We start from the raw sequence: 16966 nt of genomic DNA, 5'->3' as shown, positions 1-16966 counted from the left end.
ACCCCTGACCGGCACTCACCGGGCGACACGAAGGAAGCACATGTCCATCGACGCGAGGGCCCGGCTCGACCGGGAAGAGCTGCGCACGCTGCTGGCGGAGACCATCGACACCGACACGAGCGAGGTCGGCGACGACACGGACTTCGTCGAGGAGCTCGGGGTCGACTCCCTGATGGCCCTGGAGGTCGTCGTGGTCCTGGAGCGCGCGTACGGCGTCAAGTTCGGCGAGCAGGAGATGCGTTCGGTGAGGACGCTGCGCAGCGCCTACGACGAGGTGCTCCGCAAGCTGGAGGAGCGTTCGTGACCAGCCCGGTGCTGGCTGTTCCGACCCCGGTGGGGGAGCCGGGACCCGACGCGGTGACCGGGAGGTGGACGGGTCTGTTCTCGGTTCCGGTGACCGACGACGAACCGGTCTTCGCCGGGCACTACCCGCACTTCCCGATCTTCCCCGGTGTCTGCGTGCTGGAGTGCGCGCGTGCCGCGGCCGAGGCCGCGACCCCGCCGGAGGCCGGCGAACTGCGCCTGGCGGCGGTGGAGTCCAGCCGTTTCCTGGCCGCCGTCCGCCCCGGTGACGTACTGGAGATCGAGGTGACCTGGACCCCGCGCGAGCCGGGCTGGCGGTGCAACGCCAAGGTGGCCACCGCCGCCGGCCCGGCCGCGTCGGCGCGCTTCCACTACCGGCGGGAGGCGGTCTCGTGATCACCCCGGCGGGCATCCGCGCCCTGCTGCCGCACCGGTATCCGATGCTGCTGGTCGACCGGGTCCTCTCGGTGGACGACGACGGCATCCGGTCGGTCAAGGCCGTCACGCTCAACGAACCCTGGTATGCGCGGCTCGGTCCGTCGCCGGCCGCGGCGGACTTCGCCTATCCGGACTTCCTGCTGATCGAATCGTGGACGCAGACGGCCGGGCTCCTGGCCCTGCACCAGGACGCCGGCCGGGCCGACGGCCGCACCATGCTGTTCGGTTCCCTGCGCGACGTGCAGTTCCACCGGCAGGTGTTCCCCGGCGAGGTGGTCGAGCACCATGCCCGGCTGCGGCGCGCGGTGGACGAGACGGTGATCTTCGAGGGCGGCAGCCGGGTCGGCGACGACCCGGTGCTGACCGTCGGCGCCATCACCGTGGCCTTCCGCCCGCAGGAGCGGCTCGACCCCCGACACGCCGGAGCAGCGTCCGGCTGATCAGCAGCCAGCAAGGAGAGAAGTCATGACAGAGAAGCGAGTACCGGTCGCCCTGGTCAGCGGAGGATCGCGCGGCATCGGCCGGGCCGTCGTGCTGCGGCTGGCGGCCGAGGGCCACGACGTCGGTTTCTGCTACCAGTCCAACGAGCAGGCGGCACGTGAGCTGGAGAAGGAGGCGGGCGAGGCCGGCGTACGCGTGCTCGCCGTACGCGCCGACGTGACCGACGCGGCATCGGTCAAGGAGTGGATCGCCCGTACGGAGTCCGAACTCGGCCCGATCGACACGGTGGTCTGCTCCGCCGGCATCACCCGCGACAATCCGCTGCTGCTCATGTCCGACGAGGAGTGGCACAGCGTCCTGGACACCAATCTCGACGGCGTCTACAACGTCTGCCGCTCCGTCATCTTCGAGATGATGAAGCGCAAGTCGGGCTCGATCATCAACATCTCCTCGGTCGCGGGTGTTCACGGCAACCCGACCCAGTCCAACTACTCCGCCTCCAAGGCCGGGATCATCGGCTTCTCCAAGGCGCTCGCCAAGGAGGTCGGCCGCTACGGCATCCGCGCGAACGTGGTGGCCCCCGGCTTCATCGAGACCGACATGACCGGCGCCCTGACTGACAAGGTCAAGAAGGACGCGGCGAAGCAGATCCCGCTGCGGCGCTTCGGACAGGCCGAGGAGGTCGCCGACCTGGTGGCCTACCTGGCGAGCGACCGGGCCGGGTACATCACCGGTTCCGTACTCCAGATCGACGGCGGCATCACCATATGAGAGCCGACGGGATCTGACATGGCGCCGAACGGGGACCGCCCCGAACCCGTGGGCGTGCCGGAGGCCGCCCTTCGTCTGCGGCGGCTGGCGGACCACCACGGCGCCGCCTACCGGATGATCGCCCACGCTCCGGAAGGGCGTACGCGGGAGGCGAGCGCCCTGCGCGGACACGATCTCGCGCAGAGCGCCAAGTGCCTGGTGGTCGCGGCGCGTCCGACCAAGCGGACCTGCCGGTACATCCTGGCCGTCGTGCCGGGGGACCGGCGCGTCGACCTCGACCGGATCGGTGAGCTGACCGGGTGCCGCAGGACGGGATTCGCGGCCCGGGACACGGCGGAACGGCTCGCCGGTTCGGTCAGCGGCTCCATCATCCCGTTCTCCTTCCATCCGGACCTCGAACTGATCGTCGACGAGGAACTGCTCCGCCACGACACGCTGTACTTCAACGCCGCCCGGCTCGACCTGTCGATGGCGCTGCCCACCGCGGACTACCTCCGCATGGCCAGTCCGCGAACCGCCCGCATCAGCACACCGCCCGCGGACTCGACGGCGGAGGCCGCGCTTTCCGCGACGGCCGTCCCGTAATGCCTTCTCCGGCCGGTGGTCCGGTGCGGCCCGGCGGTGCTTCCGCAACCTGCAGCGCCCCGTTCTCGGACGTCGCGCGCTTTTACGATGGCCACCCGGCGCCGGTGGCTGTTCCCAGCCCATATCCGAACCGGGGCCTGCCACCGGGCCACCGGAAAGAGCAACGGAGGCCCAGAACGTGGCCACACCCATGATCGAGGCAATCGACGTAGTGAAGTCGTTCGGTGACGTGAAGGCACTGGGCGGGGTGAACCTTTCCGTTCCCGAAGGTTCGATCCACGGTCTGCTCGGCCACAACGGAGCCGGCAAGACCACGCTGGTGCACATTCTGTCCACCCTCCTGCCGTCGACCAGCGGCACCGCTCGGATCTGCGGCTTCGACGTGGCGGCCCAGCCCCGGGAGGTCCGCAGGAGCATCGGGCTCACGGGCCAGTTCGCGTCGGTCGACGAGCAGCTCAACGGGCGGGAGAACCTGGCCCTGGTGGCCCGGCTGCTGGGCGCGAACCGTCGGCAGGCGGTCGCCCGCGCCGATGAGCTCCTGGACACCTTCGAGCTGACCGATGCGGCGACCAGGCCGGTGCTCCAGTATTCGGGTGGCATGCGCCGGCGGCTGGACATCGCGGCGAGCCTCGTCGGCGGTCCCCGGGTCATCTTCCTCGACGAACCGACGACCGGGCTGGACCCGACCGCCCGGATCGGTGTCTGGGAGACCATCGAGCGGCTGGCCAAGGACGGTACGTCGGTCCTGCTCACCACCCAGTACCTGGAGGAGGCGGACCGCCTCTGCGAGCAGATCACCGTGCTGTCCGCGGGCCGTGTCGTCGCGGGCGGCAACCCCGCCGAACTCAAGGCCGAGGTCGGCCAGCGCATGGTCACCGTGACCCTGACGGAGCGGTCCGACGTGCCCGTCGCCGTGAACGCCCTCGAAGGCGTCGGCATCCGGGCGACCCCGCAGGATTCGGGGGCCGCCATCAGCGCCCCGGTCGCCGCCGCCGCCGACCTCGCGGTCGTCGTACGCACCCTGAGCGACGCCGACACCGAGATCGCCGAACTCGCCTTCACCGAGCCGACCCTGGACGACGTCTATCTGACGCTGACCCGCGAGACCGCCTCTCAGCCGGTGTCCGCGTGACCGTCCTGACCACTCCCACCGACGAAGGAGCGCACCGATGACGGTCATCGACGCGGACATCGCACCCCGGCCGAAGGACCGTGCCCCGGCGGGCACGGCCGAACAGTGGGGCGGCAGCAGCCTGTTCACCCAGACCCTCGCGCTCACCGGGCGGTCCGTGCGGCCGTACCTCCAGGCCGGGGTGCTCGTCGTGACGTTCATCGAGCCCCTGGTCATGCTGCTGATGTTCGGCGGCGTGCTGCGGGTGCTCGGCGACACGGCCCTGCCCGGCGGCAGCACCGACATGTCCTACATCGCCAACCTGGTTCCGGCGATCATGATCATCACGTCCGTCGCGGCCGGCGCCCAGGCGGGCAACGGACTGATCAACGACCTGCGCAACGACGTGATCACCCGCTTCCACACGATGCCGATCTCCCGGTTCAGCGTGCTGCTGGCCAGGAGTCTCGCGGACGCCGCCCGGTCGCTCTACCAGCTGATCGCCGTGGCCGTCCTGGCGGCGCTGATCTTCGGTTTCGACCCGCCGGGCGGGCTGCTGGGCATCCTGGGCTCGATCCTGCTCAGCCTGTTCGTCGGCTGGTCCATGAGCTGGATCTTCATCGCGCTGGCCGCGGTGCTGCGCAACGGCGACGTGCTCCGCATGATCACCACACTGTGCACGTTCCCGCTGCTGTTCGCCTCCAACGCGTTCGTCGACCCGAAGTCGATGCCGGTCTGGCTGCGGGTGGTCGCCGAGGCGAACCCGATCTCGTACGCCAACGACGCGATGCGCGGCATGGTCGCCGGGCAGGCCACCCTCGGGGAGCTCGCCGCCACCCTGGCCGTCTCCTGTGTCCTGGTGGCGGTCTGCGCGCCCATCGCGAACCGTTCCTTCCGGGTGCTGTGACGTCCGGACGGAGTACGGCGGGACCTGTGCGTCCCGCACACCGCGGCCGGGAGACGAGCACGCTTCGTCTCCCGGCCGCGGTGCGTTCTCAACTCCGGCCGCGGGAGATCGAGAAGATGACCCGGAGCACCAGGATGCAGCTGATCGCCAGCAGGTTGTAGCCGATCAGCTGGCTCAGCGAGACGGAGCCGATGATCGTCGGTTTCCCGTCGATGCTCAGCAGCACGGCGCCCACCAGCGCGATGATCCCTCCGATGAAGGACAGCAGCACATCGTGGACCAGGCCTTTCACGAACCGCCGGTCGCGTTCGTCGGCGAGCAGTCTGATCCTGACTCCCAGCCTGCCGTCCTCCAGCGCGCCGGTGATCCGGTCCACCCGCCGGGGCAGCCGACGCAGTACGGACGTCAGCGCGATCGCCTCGTCGATCAGCGACTCCTTGACCCGCTCGTAGGTCATCTCCTCACGCACCCGTACCGCCGCGAACCTGCGGGCCTCCGCCACGATGTCGAAGTCCGGCACGAGCCGTTCGACGGTGCCCTCCACGGTGGCCAGCGCCCGGAAGGTGGCCGCCACCTCCGGCGGGACGGTCAGGTCGTGCTGGGCGACGAGCAGGAACAGTTCGGAGAAGACCTCCCGGTTCGGCCTGCTCCCCGGGCCCAGATGCCGTGCCATGAACCGCCCGAGGGACCGCTCCAGCTTCCGCTCGTCGATCTGCTCCGGACGTTCGACGATCTCCAGCATGGCGTCGCTGAGCGCCGTCGGATCGCTGCGGTGGAACGCCAGCAGCAGATCGCGCAGCGCGGATCGCATCGTGCGGTCGAGCCGGCCCACCGATCCGAAGTCGATCAGGCCGAGTTCACCGGTGTCCAGCAGCAGGACGTTCCCCGGATGCGGGTCGGCGTGGAACACCCCGCCGAGCATGATCTGTTCGAGTACGCAGTCCAGCAACTGCCGGGCGAGCTCCGCCCCGTCCAGGCCGCGCTCGGCGACGGACGCGCCGACGGAGGTGAGCGGGACTCCGTCCAGCCACTCCAGGGTGAGCACCCGCTGGGTGCTGTACTCCTCGTGCACCCGCGGTGTGCGGAGCGCGTCGCCGGCCCCCGACGCCGACGACGCCGCCGTGACGGCGGCCATGTTGCGGGCCTCCGTCCGGAAGTCCAGCTCTTCGTGGAGTGATACGGCGAACCCGTTGATCAGCTCGCACAGCCCCAGGCTCCGGGCCCAGTGCGCGTGCTCCTCCAGCTTGCGGCCGAGCCGGTGCAGTATGTCCAGGTCGCGCTCGACCACGGGCTCGGCCCCGGGCCGTTGGACCTTCACCGCGACCGCCTGCCCGTCCGCCAGCCGGGCCCGGTGCACCTGGGCCATCGACCCGGCGGCCAGCGGCACCGGGTCGAAGGAGGCGAACACATCGTCGGGGTCCCGGCCCAACTCCACGGTGAGCGCCTTCCGTACCCGCTCCCACGGTTCCGGCGCGGCCTGGTGGTGCAGCCGGGAGAACTCCTCCACATACTCGGTCGGGAGCAGGTCGTAGCGGGTGGACAGCATCTGTCCGAGCTTGACGAACGTCGACCCCGCCTCTTCGAGGGCCAGCCTCACCTGCCGTGCCGAGTGGCGACGGGCGGCGACCGTTCCCTTCGGCGAACCCGCCCGTGCGAGACCGCGCAGCGAGGGCGAGAGACCGTTGCGCATGGCGATCGCGCTGAGCTCCGCGTACCGCCGGGTGCGTGCCACACGGCGGCGCAGCGCTCCGGGCAGCCGGACGATGTCGGACAGCACGCTGCTCGGCAGCAGCACTTCCGAGAACGCCAGGAAGAGCATGGTGACGAGGATGCCGGAGAGCACTTGTACGGAGGTCATCGCCGGGCGATGACTGCTCGGGCCCATGGCCGAGATGATCTGCATCGTGGCCAGGACGCCGACGGTGCCGGCGATGGCGGCCCGGATGTTGCCGATTCTGATACCGAGCAGGCGTCGGGCGCCCATGGACAGCCCGACCAGGGTGAAGACGAACAGAACAGGTATGAGAATCAGGAACGCTGTGTGCAGCATGGGCGGTGCCTTCCCGGACCGGAGTCCGCGTGCGGTTGCGTGTCCGCGGCCGTGTGCCGACGGCGGGTCGGGACCGCCGCGGCGGCCGTGTGCTGCCCCTCCGGGCCCGGCCATTCTCTGCGCCCCGGCGTAAGCGCTCCACCGGGCTCTCCTGCAGGAAGTTGCAGCGACGTGGCGGCGTCGCGGAGCGGGGGAGCGGAGGGGGCGGGGCGTTGCCGGACGGGCGAAACACATCCGGTGGTTGGCCTGTTGTTCGCCCTACCCGGACAAGTACCGGCGGAAACCGGAGTGGCTATGGCACCAAGCTGTCGAAATCGATCCGCCGATCCGTCAACGGACAGTCCAGCGCCCTAGTTTGAGATTCACGAAGCGGGCTGGATCCAGCCTGTACGGGGAACTGCCGAGAGGTTGACGTGGCGGACACGGGGATCGGTTTGGACGCGAGGTCGGAGCTCCTTTATCGAAAGCTGCTCCTGAGGTCGGCATGGCGTACGCAGGACCTGGCACGGGAGCTGATGTGGTCGGCGGACCAGGTGCTGCAAGGGCTGGAGGCGCTGAAGTCCGAAGGTCTGGCCAGCGTCTCCGGCGGCGACGGCGGTTCCTTCCGCGCCGTCGAGCCGTGCATCGCACTGCCGGCGCTGCTGTCCTGGCGGATGCGGGAGGGGCGCTCTCCGCAACCCAGCCCGGTCCAGATCGGCCGGTTCATTACCCTGCACGAACAGGCGGAACGGTTCGGGGACCCGGCCGAGGGGAACGACGGCCGGCATGACGTCTCGGCCATGATCGAGCGCATGGTCGCCAAGGTCGAGCGTGAGGTGACTCTCCTTGCCCCCGGATACCGGGAGGGCGGATTCGAGTTCTCCCGGCCGGTCGCCGACATGGTGTTGCGGCGGGGCGCGCGGCTGAGATCGGTGTGGGCGGCCTCGGTGCTCCAGGCGCCGAACGCCATGGCGCACGCCCAGTGGCTGACACAGGAGGGTGCGGCGCTGCGTTCGGTCGGTACGGTGCCGCCGCGCGCGGTGATCATGGACGGTGCGGTCGCCGTCGTCGTCGACGAGACCGAGGGCGCCCGCATCGTGCGTTCCCCCGCGGAGCTGGAGCGGCTGTCCGCCCTGGCCGACCGGTTCTGGGACCGGGGGGCGACCGTGCGGCAGACCGGCCGGCAGCCCGTGGCCACGACGCGCCGCCCGCGCTCGGAAGTCGTCCTGCGCCTGCTGTCCGAAGGCCTCACCGACGACGCGATCGCCCGCCGCCTGGGGTGCAGCGTCCGCACGGTGCGCAACGACGTCGCCTCCGCGATGGTGGCCCTCGACGCCCGCAGCCGCTTCCAGGCGGGGGCCCGCGCCATGCAGGTGGGCCTGATCTGACAGCCCTCCGACAGCCCAGTGACAGCCCTCTGGCAGCCCGGTGAACGGGGAGCCCGGAGCCCTACCGGCCCTCGGCGACGGTGAGCCTCTCCACCGCTCCCGAAAGCCGCTCCAGCACCCGCACTGTCTCCGCCACCCCCTCCGCCCCCAGCTCCCCCGCCAGCCGCGCGGCGAACTCCGCGTGGGACGGGCCGATCCGGGACACCGCGTCGCGCCCCGCCTCCGTCGGCCGCAACAGCTTCGCGCGGCGGTGGGCCGGGTTCTCCGCGTACTCCGCGAGCCCCCGCTCGACCAGCAGGTCCGCGATCCGCTGCACGCTCTGCCGGGTGATCCCCATCGCCCGGGCGATCCCCGCCACCGGCAACGGCTCCGGCAGCACCGCCCCCAGCACCTGCCACCACGCCGCCGTCAGACCGCCCGGCCGCGCCAGTTCCTCGGCCACCCCGAGGAACTGCCCGTTCAGCCGGAACACCGTCAACGCCGTCCGGCTCAGCAGGTCCTGCTGGTCCCGCAGGCTCTCCGCCCCCTCATTACTCACCCTGCAACACCTCGTACGCGCTCGCGTCCGAGTCATGGAACAGCCGGTACCACGCGTCCAGCTTCTTCGCGTCGTACACCCCGAGCCGCGCGAAGACCTCCCGCGCGAACGCCACCGGCTCCGTCGGCCCGGCCGTGATCAGCCCGCCGTCCGTGACCGCGTCCGTGTCCACGTACCGCGCGCCGCCCGCGTACCCCGTCGCCGCGAGGTAGAAGGAGACCGCGCTCGTGTGCGCCCGGTCGTCCAGGAGCCCTTCCCGGGCCAGTCCGGCCGTCGCCCCGCAGATCGCCGCGACCGGCACGCCCGCGTCCAGGAAGCCCCGGGCCGCCCGTGCGAACGGGGCCAGCCCGTCCCCCGTGTCCCACTCGGCCGCACCGGTCAGGATGAGCAACGCGCTGTCCTGTGCCCGCAGTTCGTCCAGGGACAGATCGGGCTGGATGCGCAGGCCGCCCATGGTCGTGACCGGCTCCCGGGAAAGACCCACGGTCCGCACGGTGTAGCCGTTCTGTGCGAGATGGGCGGTGGTGTGCCCGGTCTCCCAGTCGGCGAAGGTGTCGTAAACGGCGAGATGCACGGTTCCGGCGCTGCTGGTCATGGCGGCCTCCTCGGCTAGATGACAGAAGACTGTCATATGGACAGCATGCTGTCAATGAGTGAGGAGCCCCCAGCCCTCGGCCCCCGACACCTTGCCGATCCATCCGCCCCAGTCCGTACAAGGTGGCCATGGAGACGCGCCCCACCAGCGCCTACGCTCGCCGCATGACCCCTCATGCCCCTCATGCCCCGTACGCCGACCCCGCGGCCGGTGCGGCCGTGAAGGCCGCGGACCGCGCGCACGTGTTCCACTCCTGGTCCGCCCAGGGCCTCATCGACCCGCTCGCCGTCGCCGGCGCCGAGGGGTCCTACTTCTGGGACTACGACGGCAACCGCTACCTCGACTTCACCAGCGGGCTCGTCTACACCAACATCGGCTACCAGCACCCCACCGTGATCGCCGCGATCCAGGAGCAGGCGGGCAAACTCGCCACGTTCGCGCCCGCGTTCGCGATCGAGGCGCGCTCCGAGGCCGCACGCCTCATCGCCGAGCGCACCCCCGGCGACCTGGACAAGATCTTCTTCACCAACGGCGGCGCCGAGGCCGTCGAGAACGCCATCCGCATGGCCCGGCTGCACACCGGCCGCACGAAGGTGCTCTCCGCCTACCGCTCGTACCACGGCGCCACCTCCACCGCGATCAACCTCACCGGCGACCCGCGCCGCTGGCCCTCCGACAACGGCTCGGCGGGCGTCGTCCGCTTCTGGGCCCCGTTCCTCTACCGCTCGCCGTTCCACGCCGCCAACGAGGCCGAGGAGTGCGCCCGCGCCCTCCAGCACCTGGAGGACACCCTCGCCTACGAGGGCCCGGCCACCATCGCCGCGATCATCCTGGAGACGATCCCGGGCACGGCCGGGATCATGACGCCGCCGCCGGGCTACCTCGCCGGCGTACGCGAGATCTGCGACCGGTACGGGATCGTCTTCGTGCTCGACGAGGTGATGGCCGGATTCGGCCGCACCGGCGCCTGGTTCGCCGCCGACCACTTCGACGTCGTGCCGGACCTGCTGACCTTCGCCAAGGGCGTCAACTCCGGTTACGTGCCGCTCGGCGGCGTCGCCATCAACGCCGAGATCGCCGCCACCTTCGAGACCCGCCCCTACCCCGGCGGCCTCACCTACTCCGGGCACCCGCTGGCCTGCGCCGCCGCCGTCGCCACCATCGGCGTGATGGAGGACGAGAAGGTCGTCGAGCACGCGGCCCGGATCGGCGAGACCGTCCTCGGCCCCGGCCTGCGCGAACTCGCCGAACGGCACCCCTCGGTCGGCGAGGTCCGCGGCCTCGGCGCGTTCTGGGCGCTGGAGCTGGTCCGCGACCGGGAGACCCGCGAGCCGCTCGTCCCGTACAACGCCTCCGGCGAGGCCGCCGCCCCGATGGCGGCGTTCGGCGCGGCGGCGAAGAAGCAGGGGCTGTGGCCGTTCATCAACATGAACCGGACCCACGCCGTCCCCGCCTGCAACGTCTCCGAGGCCGAGGCCAAGGAGGGGCTCGCGGCCCTGGACGTCGCGCTCTCCGTCGCCGACGCGTACACGGTGCGGGGCGCGTAGAGCGACCCATGTCCGCTTCCGGCCCGTACGCGGAGTAACCGGACGACTTGATTCCGTATGTGATCGACCCCGTACGTCTCCCCGCCGTGCCCGGAATCGGGCACGGCGGCGGCCCTGGCTTAAGGTGACCCGAACCAGAGAGCGGACGGAAGGGGTCGGCATGGGTCCGAGCGGAGGTGTGACGCGCAACACCCTGCGCCAGCAGATCGCCGACGCGCTGCGCGACGAGGTGCTCGCGGGGCGTCTTCCGCCGGGCCGGGAGTTCACCGTCAAGCAGATCGCCGAACAGTACGGGGTCTCCGCGACACCCGTCCGCGAGGCGCTCTTCGACCTCTCCGCACAGGGGCTCCTCGCCTCCGACCAGCACCGCGGCTTCCAGGTGCGCGAGTTCACCGTCGCCGACTACCGGGCGATGGCCGAGGCCCGCGTGCTCGTCGTCGAGGGCCTCTTCCGCAACCCCGCCGAACGGGTCGCGGTCCGGCCCGAGGCCCTCGCCTCCATCCGCCGGCGGGCGGCGGAGGCGGTCCGCGCCGCGAAGGGCGGCGACCTCGACGTACTGATCGGGTACGACCTGCGGTTCTGGCGGGAGCTCGGGCAGTTCGTCCTCAACCCATACATCGCGGACTTCCTCACCAAGCTCCGCGTCCAGGCCTGGGTCTTCGCCGTGCACCGGCTGCGCCGCGACGGCATGGACGAGAACCTGCTGTGGTTCGGCCATGAAGAGCTGGTCGAGGCCATCGGCCGGGGCGACCACGAGCAGGTCCACGCCGCCATGCACTCCTACTACGCGCACGCCCTCGCCTGGGCGGACCGCCTGGAGGCGCGGGAGGCCGCGGAAGGCGCCCCCGGGTCTCCGGAGGCGCCGGGGCACTGTGCGTGAGGTTCGCCCCGCATTACGCTGTCCCGACGATCGCCCGAACCTTCCGAGAGCGAGACTTCGTGGCCTGTGACCTGTGGCTGGTCCCCCTCGTCGATGTGCTGTGCCACAGCGCCGACAATCCGTTCGCCGAAGAGATCGCCGTCTACGACAAGGCGCTGAACGACGCCGGGCTGCCGCCCGTCCCCGTCTACGCGTACATGCCGGGCCTCACCGGGGACGTCGCCCCCGTGGCCGGCTTCGACTACGACGCCCTGCACTTCCTGCGCCGCGCCTACCTGCTGCAGCTGAGCGGCCTCGCGGTCACCCCCGTCGCCGGTCTCGACGGCGACTACGAGCAGCTCCTGGAGATGTTCGAACAGGGCGCGCAGCAGTCGCACCTGGTCTGGCACTACGACCACGCCGGGGCGTACGTCCCGGTGGACTTCCCGGCCCCGCTCTCCGACGACGCGCTCCTGTCGGGCGGCGGACCGCTGGGCTCCGCCCACGGGCTGCTGCGGGAGCTGGAGTTCGTGGCCCCGTCCATCGGCATCGACCCGGCCAACCCGCCGGCCGCGCCACAACCGCCCTCCGGCCCCACCACCCTGGAACAACCGGCGGACTCGATCCCCTACGACGACAGCCCGTTCGCCCGGGAGCGCCACGTCTGGCTCGGCCTCCACGCCGCAGCGACCCGCAGCCTGGCGCAGGGCTCAATGATCATCTTCAGCTGAACGAAGCCCAGCCCGCCAACTCAAGCCCGTCCGGCGATTGAGGACCGGGGGTCCGGGGGCAGCGCCCCCGAAGCCTCACCCCGTACCCCCGGCACCCACCGCCCCGGAATCTTTCACCGCGGCGGCGACTCCGGCGGCCGCTGCCGCGGCATGTTCGGCCGGGCCGCCACCGACGGCATCGAGTACCGCCCCGGCAGAGCCCCCGGCTCCCCCCGCCCCCCGGCGCTCCCCGACGCCAGGGCCTGCATGCCCATCGGCGCGGGCCCCGCCCGGAACTCCACCATCCAGTCCGCCGTCTCCGACCGCACCAGCTCGGTGACGTCCTCGGAGAACCTCCGCAGCACCCCCAGGCACCGCTCGGCCGCCTCGCTGGCCGTGCCCTCGGTCGGCCCGAGCATCTCCCGTACGCACTCCGAGGCCCAGTCGAACTGGAGCACCTGGAGCCGCCGCTGCACGGCCTGCGCCGTGGCGAGGTTCCTTATCCACCCGGAGGTGAGGCCGAAATACCGGTCGCAGGCCATGCAGGCGGCCCCCAGCAGCAGCGACAGATAGCCCCAGCCCGCCGAGCCGCTCAGCGTGCCGGTCAGATCGAGCAGCGGCAGCGCGGCCCCGGCGACCACCCCGGCGGCGGTGCCCATCCGCAGCCCCCTGGCGGCCCGGCGCTTCCAGATCCGGTCGTTCAGATACCAGTCGGCGGTGTCCAGGGCGCCGGACTCGACCCAGCGGTAGAGCTCGTCGAGCCGCTCGGCCGGCTCGCCCCAGTCGCCGAGCGGGAACGGGCGCCCGGTCAGATCGCGCCCGGCGGGGCGTTCCCTGCCCGGACCGGAAGCGGAATGCTCAGCTCCGGTCTCACCGGATCCCGCATCGGACTCCTTGCGGGGCGGCCCCTCGGGCTGCATCTCCGGCTGACTCACCGGGGCACTCCTCTGCACTCTGACGGACGGGGGCGGACGGGAACGTACGCATAGGGGGTAACTCTGCGTCACCGCACATGCACGCTCGTGTGCCGATGCGCATGCCCTTCCTACCGCCGAATGGTGGGCCGTGGGGTCGAAATCGCGGGATTCCCGCCTGGGCAGGGCCGCTGGTCAGGTATAGGAGCACTCACGCCGGTTCCGGAATCTCACCCGAAAGAGTTGGTCCCCGGCGGGTGAAGCGCGGTGACCGGGGAGCACGTAGGCTCGGCTTACCGAAACATTTGTCGTCGAAATGCCAGGAGTGACCGTGATTCCCGGTGGTGGCCAGCCCAATATGCAGCAGTTGCTCCAGCAGGCCCAGAAGATGCAGCAGGACCTCGCCGCGGCCCAGGAGGAACTGGCCAGGACCGAGGTCGACGGACAGGCGGGCGGCGGTCTCGTGAGGGCCACCGTGACCGGCTCCGGCGAGCTGCGCGCCCTGGTGATCGACCCGAAGGCGGTGGACCCGGAGGACACCGAGACGCTCGCCGATCTCGTCGTCGCGGCCGTCCAGGCGGCCAACGAGAACGCGCAGGCGCTCCAGCAGGAGAAGCTCGGCCCGCTGGCGCAGGGCCTGGGCGGCGGCGGGGGCATCCCCGGCCTGCCGTTCTGACCGGACCGGATGGAGCCGGCCCCACGGGGCCTACTGGTACCGACCCGTACCCACTACGGTACGGAGCAGGAAGCAAAGAAAGGCGTTCCGTTGTACGAAGGCGTTGTTCAGGACCTCATCGACGAACTGGGCAGGCTGCCCGGCGTCGGTCCCAAGAGCGCGCAGCGGATCGCCTTCCACATCCTGCAGGCCGAGCCCACGGATGTACGCCGGCTCGCGCACTCCCTCCTGGAGGTCAAGGACAAGGTCCGGTTCTGCGAGGTGTGCGGCAATGTCGCGCAGCAGGAGCAGTGCGGGATCTGCCGGGACACGCGCCGCGACCGCAGCGTCATCTGCGTGGTCGAGGAGCCCAAGGACGTCGTCGCGATCGAGCGGACGCGTGAGTTCCGCGGCCGCTACCACGTCCTGGGCGGGGCGATCAGCCCCATCGAGGGCGTCGGCCCGGACGACCTGCGCATCCGTGAGCTGCTGGCGCGGCTCGCGGACGGCTCCATCACGGAGCTGATCCTCGCGACCGACCCCAATCTGGAGGGCGAGGCCACCGCGACGTACCTGGCGCGGATGGTCAAGCCGATGGGCCTCAGGGTGACCCGGCTGGCCAGCGGTCTGCCGGTCGGCGGCGACCTGGAGTACGCCGACGAGGTCACCCTGGGCCGCGCCTTCGAGGGGAGGCGGCTGCTGGATGTCTGACACCACGGCGGCCGGCCCCCGCCCTTCTCGCACACTGCCGTCCGCTTCACCGTCTGTGACCGCGCCCACGGGAGGTCCCCTCGATGTCTGACGCCACGCTGAACTCCGTCACGCAGGACCCGGGCGACTTCGCCGTCCAGATCGCCGACCAGATCAAGACGTTCATCGTCGCGGTCACCGAGGTGTCCAAGGTCGACGAGCCGGAAGAGGCCGTCCCGGTCCTGCTCCTCCAGGTCTCGCAGCTCCTGCTCGCGGGCGGCCGCCTCGGCGCGTACGAGGACGTCCTGCCCGACGAGCGGTACGAACCGGACCTCGGCCCCGAGCCGGACGCGGACGGCCTGCGCGAGCGGTTCGCCGCGCTCCTGGAGCCGATCGACGTCTACTCCGAGGTCTTCGACCCGTACGAGCCCCGCAAGGCCCCGGTCCCGCACCGGATCTCCGACGACCTGGCCGACCTGGTCACCGACCTCGGCCACGGCCTCGCTCACTACGACGCCGAGCGCACCGCCGAGGCGCTGTGGTGGTGGCAGTTCTCGTACTTCTCCAACTGGGGCTCCACCGCGTCCGCCACCCTCCGCGCCCTCCAGTCCCTGGTCGCCCACATCCGCCTCGGCCAGCCCCTGGAGGAGCTGGACGGCCTGGACACCGACCAGGACCCGGGCGAGGAGGACCTCGCCGAGGAGGCGGGCCGCGTGATGCTCCAGGAGATCGCGGCCCCGCTGGGCCTGCGCCCGGTGAAGTAACCGGCGGCGACGCCCGGTCTCCGGTCTCACCGGAACGCGTCGGCGTTCTCCTCGGCCCAGCGCCGGTAGGGGCGCGCGGGCGAGCCGGTGACCCGGGCCACGGTGTCGTGCACGGCCAGCAGCGCGTCGTTGACGTCGCCGCCCATCAGGTCGAGGACGCTGTCCGCGACCTCGGCGCCCATCATCGCGGCCATCGGCCCGTACGCCTCCTCCCGCCCGATCCCGACGCAGGCCACCTCCTGGCCCAGCACCCGCCCCAGCTCACCGGCCTGCTGCCGCGGGGCGATCCGCTCCGGCCCGGTGAGCGGGTACGTCCGCCCCCGGTGCCCCGGCCCGGTCAGCGCGGCACGGGCCACCGATGCGATGTCGGCGGGGTGGACGGCCGGCAGCCCGACGTCCGCGTACGGCACGCGCACCACGGAGTCCTCGCGCACGGACCGCGCCCACCAGAGGGTGTTGGAGGCGAACTGCGTCGGCCGCAGCACGGTCCACTCCATGCCGCTCTCCCGCAGCCGGCGCTCGACGGCGAGATTCGCCTGCGCCGGGCCGAGGTGCGGATGGGTCTCGACGGTGATGGAGGAGACCAGCACCACGTGCTCCACCCCCGCGTCCCGGGCGGCGTCCAGGATGCCGGCGTCATCGCCGACCCCCGAGATCAGGAACAGCGAACGAACGCCGTCCAGCGCGGACTTCAACGACCCGGCCCGCTCCAGATCGCCTTCCACCACTTCGGCCCCACCGGGCACCAGGGTCCCGGCCCGTGCCGCGTCGCGGGTCAGCGCCCGGACGCCGGCCCCGCGGCCGTCCTCGCAGAGCTGCCGCAACAGCTCCCTGCCGATGTTCCCGGTCGCACCGGTCACCAAAATCATCGCTGAGCGCTCCTCTGTCCGGTCACGGCCTGTCCGACACCGGGAACGCTAGAACCTCAACCAACCTTGACATCAAGCTGGTTGGCAGAGATTCGTCAGCCCTTGACCTCAACCACGGTCGAGGACGGAGGCTCTGGACGAACGGCCGACGCAACGGCCGCATCCCACAAGGAGATTCCCCCATGAGCACCACGTCCCCCGCCGCCGCACCCACCGTCATCGGAGTACCCGCTCCGCAGGAGGACGCCGACGCCATCGTCGCGCTCGTCGCCGGTGTGCAGGAGGCCCAGTTGAACGCGGATCCCGACGCGTTCCTCGACGCCTTCCGCGAGGACGCCATCTGGACCACGGCCCACGGCAAGCGGCTGACCGGCCTGCCGGAGATCAGCGCCTTCACCCGCAAGGTGCTGCCCCCGCAGGCGGACGCCCCGGTGACGGCCACGTACACGGTGGATCTGATCCTCTTCATCCGCCCCGACATCGCAGCGGTCAAGATCCGCCAGCGCCCGACCGCCCGCGACGGAGGCCGGTTCCTGGACCAGATCTTCCACGGCCAGGAGGACCCCTCCGAGCTCATGGCCGCCCACCCCGAGGCGGTTCCCGGCACCCCGACCTACGTCCTGGCGAAGGACGACGGGGTCTGGCGCATCGCGGCCGCGCAGAACACCCAGGTCTTCGACGTGGAGACGCTGGCGGCCGGCTGAGCCGCCCGCCAGCCGATATTCCGGGGCGGTCGTCCCACCCGCTTGTTAACCTCCCCCAGCCCTTGATCTTCGATCAGGGGCCTGACCAGGGAGGGGTGCACGCGTGAGCGTGACAGGACGAAGACGTACAGGACAGGGACGAGCGAGA

General features: G+C 71.2%; 20 protein-coding genes. 15 read left to right on the top strand and 5 right to left on the bottom strand.

The window, feature by feature from the left end:
• Positions 1-40: 40 nt before the first annotated feature.
• The 7 genes from ACIQPT_RS24530 (at position 41) to ACIQPT_RS24500 (ending at position 4556) form a co-directional block, all read left to right on the top strand.
• The gene (locus ACIQPT_RS24530) at positions 41-304 is read left to right on the top strand and encodes an acyl carrier protein (protein WP_401158465.1); all 264 of its coding nucleotides are present in this window, start codon (positions 41-43) and stop codon (positions 302-304) included.
• Positions 301-699: a 3-hydroxyacyl-ACP dehydratase FabZ family protein gene (locus ACIQPT_RS24525; protein ID WP_401158463.1), complete on the top strand. Its 399-nt coding sequence runs from the start codon at positions 301-303 to the stop codon at positions 697-699. Before ACIQPT_RS24530 ends, ACIQPT_RS24525 begins: the two co-directional genes overlap by 4 nt.
• The gene (locus ACIQPT_RS24520; RefSeq protein WP_401158461.1) at positions 696-1181 is read left to right on the top strand and encodes a 3-hydroxyacyl-ACP dehydratase FabZ family protein; all 486 of its coding nucleotides are present in this window, start codon (positions 696-698) and stop codon (positions 1179-1181) included. Before ACIQPT_RS24525 ends, ACIQPT_RS24520 begins: the two co-directional genes overlap by 4 nt.
• Positions 1182-1206: 25 nt before the next feature.
• Positions 1207-1953, top strand: coding sequence for a 3-oxoacyl-[acyl-carrier-protein] reductase (gene fabG / locus ACIQPT_RS24515; protein WP_401158460.1), 747 nt, complete (start codon positions 1207-1209; stop codon positions 1951-1953).
• 18 nt (positions 1954-1971) lie between these two features.
• Positions 1972-2538, top strand: a complete 567-nt coding sequence (locus ACIQPT_RS24510) for a YbaK/EbsC family protein (protein WP_401158459.1) — start codon at positions 1972-1974, stop codon at positions 2536-2538.
• Between the two features lie 190 nt (positions 2539-2728).
• Positions 2729-3670, top strand: a complete 942-nt coding sequence (locus ACIQPT_RS24505; RefSeq protein ID WP_401158457.1) for an ATP-binding cassette domain-containing protein — start codon at positions 2729-2731, stop codon at positions 3668-3670.
• 37 nt (positions 3671-3707) lie between these two features.
• Positions 3708-4556, top strand: a complete 849-nt coding sequence (locus ACIQPT_RS24500) for an ABC transporter permease (RefSeq protein WP_401158455.1) — start codon at positions 3708-3710, stop codon at positions 4554-4556.
• An 88-nt stretch (positions 4557-4644) separates the two neighbouring features.
• On the opposite strand, the gene ACIQPT_RS24495 is transcribed toward ACIQPT_RS24500, so the two are convergent.
• Positions 4645-6606, bottom strand: a complete 1962-nt coding sequence (locus ACIQPT_RS24495; RefSeq protein ID WP_401158453.1) for an ABC1 kinase family protein — start codon at positions 6604-6606, stop codon at positions 4645-4647.
• A 434-nt stretch (positions 6607-7040) separates the two neighbouring features.
• Here ACIQPT_RS24495 and ACIQPT_RS24490 point away from each other — a divergent pair, with 434 nt between their 5' ends.
• A complete protein-coding gene (locus tag ACIQPT_RS24490) occupies positions 7041-7973 on the top strand; it encodes a helix-turn-helix domain-containing protein (protein WP_401158451.1) in 933 nt (310 codons plus the stop codon).
• Between the two features lie 61 nt (positions 7974-8034).
• Here the strand turns inward: ACIQPT_RS24490 and ACIQPT_RS24485 are convergent, their stop codons facing one another.
• Positions 8035-8511 (bottom strand): MarR family winged helix-turn-helix transcriptional regulator, encoded by a 477-nt coding sequence (locus ACIQPT_RS24485; RefSeq protein ID WP_401158449.1) that lies wholly within the window; start codon positions 8509-8511, stop codon positions 8035-8037.
• Complete coding sequence (locus tag ACIQPT_RS24480; RefSeq protein WP_401158447.1) at positions 8504-9106, bottom strand: DJ-1/PfpI family protein; 603 nt, start codon at positions 9104-9106, stop codon at positions 8504-8506. The genes ACIQPT_RS24485 and ACIQPT_RS24480 overlap by 8 nt, the downstream gene beginning before the upstream one ends.
• Before the next feature lie 164 nt (positions 9107-9270).
• Here ACIQPT_RS24480 and ACIQPT_RS24475 point away from each other — a divergent pair, with 164 nt between their 5' ends.
• The 3 genes from ACIQPT_RS24475 to ACIQPT_RS24465 all read left to right on the top strand — a co-directional run bounded on the left by ACIQPT_RS24475 (position 9271) and on the right by ACIQPT_RS24465 (position 12243).
• Positions 9271-10653 (top strand): aspartate aminotransferase family protein, encoded by a 1383-nt coding sequence (locus ACIQPT_RS24475; RefSeq protein WP_401158446.1) that lies wholly within the window; start codon positions 9271-9273, stop codon positions 10651-10653.
• A gap of 160 nt (positions 10654-10813) precedes the next feature.
• Positions 10814-11533 (top strand): GntR family transcriptional regulator, encoded by a 720-nt coding sequence (locus ACIQPT_RS24470; protein WP_401158444.1) that lies wholly within the window; start codon positions 10814-10816, stop codon positions 11531-11533.
• A 59-nt stretch (positions 11534-11592) separates the two neighbouring features.
• Positions 11593-12243 carry a hypothetical protein gene (locus ACIQPT_RS24465; protein WP_401158442.1) on the top strand — a complete coding sequence of 217 codons (651 nt, stop codon included), beginning with the start codon at positions 11593-11595 and terminating at the stop codon, positions 12241-12243.
• A 113-nt stretch (positions 12244-12356) separates the two neighbouring features.
• Here ACIQPT_RS24465 and ACIQPT_RS24460 read toward each other — a convergent pair whose 3' ends face one another.
• Entirely contained in the window at positions 12357-13157 is an 801-nt protein-coding gene (locus tag ACIQPT_RS24460; RefSeq protein WP_401158440.1) for an SLATT domain-containing protein, read from the bottom strand.
• A gap of 310 nt (positions 13158-13467) precedes the next feature.
• Here ACIQPT_RS24460 and ACIQPT_RS24455 point away from each other — a divergent pair, with 310 nt between their 5' ends.
• The 3 genes from ACIQPT_RS24455 (at position 13468) to ACIQPT_RS24445 (ending at position 15245) form a co-directional block, all read left to right on the top strand.
• On the top strand, positions 13468-13812 hold the full coding sequence (locus tag ACIQPT_RS24455) for a YbaB/EbfC family nucleoid-associated protein (protein ID WP_401158505.1): 345 nt from the start codon (positions 13468-13470) through the stop codon (positions 13810-13812).
• Between the two features lie 90 nt (positions 13813-13902).
• Complete coding sequence (gene recR / locus ACIQPT_RS24450) at positions 13903-14502, top strand: recombination mediator RecR (protein WP_401158438.1); 600 nt, start codon at positions 13903-13905, stop codon at positions 14500-14502.
• 83 nt (positions 14503-14585) lie between these two features.
• Positions 14586-15245: a DUF5063 domain-containing protein gene (locus ACIQPT_RS24445; protein WP_401158437.1), complete on the top strand. Its 660-nt coding sequence runs from the start codon at positions 14586-14588 to the stop codon at positions 15243-15245.
• Positions 15246-15271: 26 nt separating this feature from the next.
• Here ACIQPT_RS24445 and ACIQPT_RS24440 read toward each other — a convergent pair whose 3' ends face one another.
• Positions 15272-16114: an SDR family oxidoreductase gene (locus tag ACIQPT_RS24440; RefSeq protein ID WP_401158435.1), complete on the bottom strand. Its 843-nt coding sequence runs from the start codon at positions 16112-16114 to the stop codon at positions 15272-15274.
• Positions 16115-16296: 182 nt separating this feature from the next.
• On the opposite strand from ACIQPT_RS24440, the gene ACIQPT_RS24435 reads away from it, so the two are divergent.
• The gene (locus tag ACIQPT_RS24435; protein ID WP_401158433.1) at positions 16297-16818 is read left to right on the top strand and encodes an SgcJ/EcaC family oxidoreductase; all 522 of its coding nucleotides are present in this window, start codon (positions 16297-16299) and stop codon (positions 16816-16818) included.
• Positions 16819-16966 lie beyond the last annotated feature (148 nt).

Source organism: Streptomyces sp. NPDC091289 (assembly GCF_044757365.1).
Lineage (GTDB): Bacteria > Actinomycetota > Actinomycetes > Streptomycetales > Streptomycetaceae > Streptomyces.
The sequence above is the reverse complement of the archived record's forward strand: the minus strand, read 5'-3'. Positions and strand labels throughout refer to the sequence as shown.

Excerpts from the sequence above, each read along its gene's own strand:
- ACIQPT_RS24445 (WP_401158437.1), top strand. The coding sequence starts at position 14,586 with ATGTCTGACGCCACGCTGAACTCCGTCACGCAGGACCCGGGCGACTTC.
- ACIQPT_RS24440 (WP_401158435.1), bottom strand. The coding sequence starts at position 16,114 with ATGATTTTGGTGACCGGTGCGACCGGGAACATCGGCAGGGAGCTGTTG.
- ACIQPT_RS24480 (WP_401158447.1), bottom strand. The coding sequence starts at position 9,106 with ATGACCAGCAGCGCCGGAACCGTGCATCTCGCCGTTTACGACACCTTC.
- fabG (WP_401158460.1), top strand. The coding sequence starts at position 1,207 with ATGACAGAGAAGCGAGTACCGGTCGCCCTGGTCAGCGGAGGATCGCGC.
- ACIQPT_RS24510 (WP_401158459.1), top strand. The coding sequence starts at position 1,972 with ATGGCGCCGAACGGGGACCGCCCCGAACCCGTGGGCGTGCCGGAGGCC.
- ACIQPT_RS24505 (WP_401158457.1), top strand. The coding sequence starts at position 2,729 with ATGATCGAGGCAATCGACGTAGTGAAGTCGTTCGGTGACGTGAAGGCA.
- ACIQPT_RS24435 (WP_401158433.1), top strand. The coding sequence starts at position 16,297 with ATGAGCACCACGTCCCCCGCCGCCGCACCCACCGTCATCGGAGTACCC.
- ACIQPT_RS24500 (WP_401158455.1), top strand. The coding sequence starts at position 3,708 with ATGACGGTCATCGACGCGGACATCGCACCCCGGCCGAAGGACCGTGCC.
- ACIQPT_RS24495 (WP_401158453.1), bottom strand. The coding sequence starts at position 6,606 with ATGCTGCACACAGCGTTCCTGATTCTCATACCTGTTCTGTTCGTCTTC.
- ACIQPT_RS24475 (WP_401158446.1), top strand. The coding sequence starts at position 9,271 with ATGACCCCTCATGCCCCTCATGCCCCGTACGCCGACCCCGCGGCCGGT.
- ACIQPT_RS24530 (WP_401158465.1), top strand. The coding sequence starts at position 41 with ATGTCCATCGACGCGAGGGCCCGGCTCGACCGGGAAGAGCTGCGCACG.
- ACIQPT_RS24470 (WP_401158444.1), top strand. The coding sequence starts at position 10,814 with ATGGGTCCGAGCGGAGGTGTGACGCGCAACACCCTGCGCCAGCAGATC.